Origin of the sequence: Olsenella sp. SW781 (assembly GCF_012027725.1) — a bacterium.
Taxonomy (GTDB): Bacteria; Actinomycetota; Coriobacteriia; order Coriobacteriales; family Atopobiaceae; genus Thermophilibacter.
Genome location: NZ_SJOU01000029.1, coordinates 1 through 5,003 on the forward strand (window position 1 = coordinate 1; position 5,003 = coordinate 5,003).

Below are 5,003 nucleotides of genomic sequence, written 5' to 3' on the forward strand. Positions count from 1 at the left end.
GGCGTCTACCCAACACCCCTCCGAAAACCCTTCACACTATCCCGCTGATTGCAGACGGGACGCCAATTATTTCGCACTATCCCGCTGATTGCAGAAGGAGAGGCCCCGCCCGCCGCCTAGAACTTGTCCACGTGGCCGGTGGCCGCCGTGGCACGTGCGCGCAGGTCGGCGATTGCCGCCGGGATCTCATCCAAATCATACGGCGTCATCTGGTAGACCCAGTTGAGCCAGTTGCGGTAGAGCAGGTTGGCATGCGCGCGCCAGGTGAAGAGCGGCTGCTTCTCGGGATCGTCGTCCGGGAAGTAGTTCTCGGGCACGCGGATGGGCAGGCCCTTGTGGAAGTCGCGCCAGAACTCGTCGGCCAGGGTGTCGCGGCCGTACTCAAAGTGGCCGGTCACGTAGACCTCGTGGAAGTCACGCGTGGCGAGAAGAGACGGACCGCTCGTGAAGCCCTCGGAGAGCGTGCAGAGCTCGGGATGCTTGGCCAGCTCGCCGGTATCGATGGCGGCATGGCGGCTGTGCGGCATGTAGTGCACCTCATCAAAGCCGTTGGTGAGGAAGCTGTACTCGTCGCAGAGGCGCTGCTTGAAGACGCCAAAGAGCTTGGAGCCGAGCTGGCGCTTGGGAATCTGATACAGGTGCCACAGCGCGCCGAGCGCGCCCCAGCAGAGGAACATCGTCGAGAAGACATGCTCCTGGCTCCAGTCCACGATCTCGCAGAACTCGTCCCAGTAGTCGACCTCCTCGTACTCGAGGTGTTCCACGGGCGCGCCGGTGATGATGAGGCCGTCGTAGTTCTTGTCGCGGAACGCATCGAACGTGTCGTAGAACTTGACCAGGTGGTCCTGCGAGACGTGCGTGGACTCGTGGGTGGAGACGCGCATGAAGTCGCAGCTCACCTGCAGCGGAGACTTGGAGATGAGGCGCAGGATCTGCGTCTCGGTCTCGATCTTGGTGGGCATGAGGTTGAGGATCGCCACGCGCAGCGGGCGAATCTCCTGGTGGCTGGCCACCTCCTCCTCAAGGGCGAAGATGCGCTCCTGCTGGAGGATGGTCTTGGCGGGCAGGCCGTCGGGGATGTTGATGGGCATGCGAACTCCGTTTCTGCGGCTTAACCCGTCCAGTATACCCACGTCGCGCCGCCCATGCTCTATACTTAGACCCATGACTACTACATTTGCCGAGCTCGGGCTTAACGAGCAGATTCTCGCCGGGGTGGACGCCCTCGGCTTCACCACCCCGACCCCCGTCCAGGAGCAGGCCATCCCCGTGGTCCTCACAGGCCGCGACATCGTGGCCTCCGCGCAGACGGGCACGGGCAAGACCGCGGCCTTCGCGCTGCCCTCACTGCAGCTCGTGGCCGGCGCCAAGGGCAAGGGCCCGCACGCGCTCGTGGTCACGCCCACGCGCGAGCTCGCGGCGCAGATTGAGAAGGTCGTGAGCGTGGTCTGCGAGAAGACCGGCCAGCGCGCGGTCATCGTCATGGGCGGCGCCAAGTTCGACCGCCAGATCAAGGACCTCGAGCGCGGCTGCGACCTCCTTGTTGCAACGCCCGGCCGCCTCATCGACCTCATGGAGCACAAGCACGTGAGCCTCGCGCAGGTCAAGGTGCTCGTGCTCGACGAGGCGGACCGCATGCTGGACATGGGCTTCTGGCCGAGCGTGCGCCGCATCATGCACGCGCTTCCCGCCGAGCACCAGACGCTGCTCTTCTCGGCCACCATCCCGCCGTCGATCAAGTCCACGATCGACGCGCTGCTCACCGACCCCGCCACCGTGGAGATCGCCCGCGTGGGCGAGACCGCGGACACCGTGGAGGAGCACCTCTGCCCCGTCACCCAGGGCCAGAAGACCGAGCTTCTGCGCGCCCTCTTGGACACCGGCGGCGCGGCCGGCGAGAAGCCCGAGCGCGTGCTCGTGTTCTGCCGCACCAAGCACCGCGTGGACGACGTCTCAAAGACGCTCAAGAACGCGGGCGTGAAGGTTGACGTGATGCACGCCGACCGCCCGCAAAAGGCGCGCGAGCGCGCGCTCGAGAAGTTCCGCGAGGGCAAGTGCCAGGTCCTCGTGGCAACCGACGTCATGAGCCGCGGCATCGACGTCTCCGGCATCGATGCCGTGGTCAACTTCGACGTCCCCATGGACCCGGAGGACTACGTCCACCGCATCGGCCGCACGGGCCGCGCAGGCGCCACCGGCCACGCCTACACCTTCGTGGCTCCGGACGAGATCAGCCCCCTGCGCGAGATCGAGTATTTCACCAAGAAGCTCGTGCCCGTGTGGGACCTCGACGGCTTCGCATACGACTCCGGCCGCATCGTGCCGCAGGCCGACCGCCCCACCAGGCGCTCCACGCGCACGATGTTCGCCGGCTCACGCAGCCGCGGCCGCGGCATCGCCGGCGGCCGCTACGGCCGCCACTACTAGTCGGATTTGGGGACGGGTTTTTTCTCTCAGGGCTTTTGGGACAGGTCCCCATTTTGTCGGAGCATCGCCTCTAGCACGGGCCAAGACCTGTCCCAAAAGCCCTGAGAGAAAAAACCCGTCCCCAAATCCCAGGAGAGCACATGAAGCAGGCGCGCCCATACCCGCGCATCACCGTGACCCGCAAGGCGGCGCGCTCGCTTGCCGGCGGCCATCCGTGGGTCTTCGAGGGCGAGGTCATTTCCGCCGAGCCCGCCGAGAACGGCGGCGTGGTCGACGTCTTCGAGGAGAACGGCACCTGGCAGGGCGCGGGCCTCCTCTCGCAGGAGTCCAAGATCCGCGTCCGCATTGTCACCCGCAACGCCAACGACCGCATTGACGAGGCGTTCTGGCGCAGGCGCGTCGCCTGGGCCTGGCAGCATCGCCGTGCCACAATGGGCGACCGCGCCCTTCCCGGCTCCGAGCCCGATACCAACTGCTGCCGCGTGGTCTTCTCCGAGGCGGACGGCATTCCCGGCCTCGTGGCGGACCGCTACGAGAACGTGCTGGTCACGCAGGTGGGCACCGTGGGCATGGAGCGCCTGCGGCCTGTCGTGTATCGCGCGCTTCTCGACGCGCTCGCCGCGGACGGCGAGAAGATCGACGCGATCTACGAGCGCAACGACGGCGCGTCCCGAGCCAAGGAGGGGCTGCCGCAGTACAAGGGCTGGTGGGACGGCCTGCCCGCGCCGGAGAGCCCGCGCATCATGGTGCGCGAGAACGGCCTCGCCTTCGACCTTGACATCGAGAACAGCCAGAAGACCGGCTTCTTCCTCGACCAGAAGTACAACCGCCGCGCCGTGCGCCAGATCGCGGCCGGTCGGCGCGTGCTCGACTGCTTCTGCCACGTGGGGCCGTTCGGGCTGAACGCCGCAGCCGGCGGGGCGGAGTTCGTGCGCTGCGTGGACGTGAGCCAGACTGCCATCGACCTCGCCCGCGAGAATGCCCGCCTCAACGGCCTGGACGGTCGCATGGACTTCACCTGCACGAACGTCCTCGACTACCTGCCCGAGCTCCGCTCCGACCGCGCTCGCCTACGCGAGGAGGGCGGTCCCTTCGACCTCATCGTGCTGGACCCGCCCGCCTTCACCAAGAGCCGCGGCACCGTCGGCCATGCCGCGCGCGGCTACCGAGAGATCAACTACGAGGCCCTGCGCATGCTGCCCCGCGGCGGCTACCTTGCCACCTGTAGCTGCTCCCACTTCATGACGCGCGACCTCCTGGCCAAGGCAATTGCGGAGGCGGCACATCAGGCAAACGTACAGCTCAAGCAGGTCGAGGAGCGTCAGCAGGCCCCCGACCACCCCATCCTTTGGGGCTTCCCCGAGAGCCACTACCTGGACTTCTTCATCTTCCAGGTTGTCTAGCCCCCAGAGGCGACACTCTAAGAACGATTTAGGGAGCCAATTCGTTCCTAGAGAATCTGTGGCCTCCCTAAGGCCGCGAAAGTGTTCTTAGACCCTCACTGGCCAAGGCAATTTCCAAAGCTGATGACGAGCCCCTGCAAATGTGCGCCCCAACGTTGGCGAGAAGAACGCGGGCTAGTGCCGCCTTCGCGCACGAAAGAACGCGCGCAGCAGCCCCGCCGACTCATCCGCGAGCACGCCGCCCGTAACTGCAAACTCGTGGTTGAGCCGCGGGTCATGGCTCACGTCATAGAGTGTCCCGAGCGCACCGCCCTTGGGGTCGGCAGCGCCGTACACGCAGCGGTCCACGCGCCCATTGACCATGAGCCCCGCGCACATGAGGCACGGCTCCAGCGTCACGTAGACGGTGCAACCCGTAAGACGCCAGCGGCCCAGCTCGCGCGCCGCGGCGACCATTGCGGAGAACTCGGCGTGGGCAGACGGATCGGCGTCAGTCTCTCGACGGTTGTGCGCCCGCGCCACCACGCACCCGTCGCACACCACCACGGCGCCGATGGGCACCTCGCCCTCGGTCGCAGCCAACTCGGCCTCCTCGAGGGCCAGGCGCATGTAGGACTCGTCCAGCCCCAGGTCCTTCTCGTCAGCGTCCATCTTTTGTCCCCCGCGTCCGCGTCTGCCCCACATGGGGTAGGATACTAGTGCTCGCACACTCGGAGGAGTGGCAGAGTGGTTGATTGCAGCGGTCTTGAAAACCGTCGAGCGGGTAACCCCCGTTCCGAGGGTTCGAATCCCTCCTCCTCCGCCTTCTTTCTTCCCAGCGAGCTCCCTATATATAGAAACACAAAAGGCGTCCCAGGCCGCAGCCCGGAACGCCCGAGCGCGCTCGATGGGAACGGGTGCCCGCCAGAGGCCCCTTATGGCTGCTGCCTCCCGGCCCTGACCAGGTTCGAGGTGTTGCGTCACCCGAACCCATCGAACGCGCTCCACATGAGTGTAGCAGAAGCGCGCCCAGCACACGGGCGCGGCCGCCGCGCCCGCTTTGAACGCGCTCTTGGAGGCGTCGCTCGCACGTCCATCGCGCCTCCCTACGACCCCGAAGTGCGCACAACCCGACATTTTCGTCGAAAAACCCTCTGATTTGTCGGGTTATGCGCACTCGGCCGGGGTACCAAA

General features: G+C 66.2%; 4 protein-coding genes, 1 tRNA gene and 1 other RNA gene. 3 read left to right on the forward strand and 3 right to left on the reverse strand.

What is annotated here, in order from left to right; all coding sequences use genetic code 11:
* Positions 1–116: 116 nt before the first annotated feature.
* The gene (locus E0L17_RS10805) at positions 117–1,091 is read right to left on the reverse strand and encodes a homoserine O-succinyltransferase (protein ID WP_167931230.1); all 975 of its coding nucleotides are present in this window, start codon (positions 1,089–1,091) and stop codon (positions 117–119) included.
* A 73-nt stretch (positions 1,092–1,164) separates the two neighbouring features.
* Here E0L17_RS10805 and E0L17_RS10810 point away from each other — a divergent pair, with 73 nt between their 5' ends.
* Positions 1,165–2,427 (forward strand): DEAD/DEAH box helicase, encoded by a 1,263-nt coding sequence (locus E0L17_RS10810; RefSeq protein ID WP_167931231.1) that lies wholly within the window; start codon positions 1,165–1,167, stop codon positions 2,425–2,427.
* Positions 2,428–2,567: 140 nt separating this feature from the next.
* The gene (locus E0L17_RS10815) at positions 2,568–3,830 is read left to right on the forward strand and encodes a class I SAM-dependent rRNA methyltransferase (protein WP_167931232.1); all 1,263 of its coding nucleotides are present in this window, start codon (positions 2,568–2,570) and stop codon (positions 3,828–3,830) included.
* Positions 3,831–4,004: 174 nt separating this feature from the next.
* Here E0L17_RS10815 and tadA read toward each other — a convergent pair whose 3' ends face one another.
* Positions 4,005–4,481 carry a tRNA adenosine(34) deaminase TadA gene (tadA, locus tag E0L17_RS10820; protein ID WP_167931233.1) on the reverse strand — a complete coding sequence of 159 codons (477 nt, stop codon included), beginning with the start codon at positions 4,479–4,481 and terminating at the stop codon, positions 4,005–4,007.
* Positions 4,482–4,542: 61 nt separating this feature from the next.
* Here tadA and E0L17_RS10825 point away from each other — a divergent pair.
* Positions 4,543–4,632: transfer RNA gene (locus E0L17_RS10825), tRNA-Ser, on the forward strand.
* A 78-nt stretch (positions 4,633–4,710) separates the two neighbouring features.
* Here the strand turns inward: E0L17_RS10825 and ffs are convergent.
* Positions 4,711–4,806: signal recognition particle sRNA small type (gene ffs, locus E0L17_RS10830), an RNA gene on the reverse strand.
* Positions 4,807–5,003: the final 197 nt, after the last annotated feature.

Bases quoted from the DNA above. Each gene is read 5' to 3' on its own strand.
- E0L17_RS10805 (WP_167931230.1), bottom strand. From the start codon at position 1,091: ATGCCCATCAACATCCCCGACGGCCTGCCCGCCAAGACCATCCTCCAG.
- E0L17_RS10810 (WP_167931231.1), top strand. From the start codon at position 1,165: ATGACTACTACATTTGCCGAGCTCGGGCTTAACGAGCAGATTCTCGCC.
- E0L17_RS10815 (WP_167931232.1), top strand. From the start codon at position 2,568: ATGAAGCAGGCGCGCCCATACCCGCGCATCACCGTGACCCGCAAGGCG.
- tadA (WP_167931233.1), bottom strand. From the start codon at position 4,481: ATGGACGCTGACGAGAAGGACCTGGGGCTGGACGAGTCCTACATGCGC.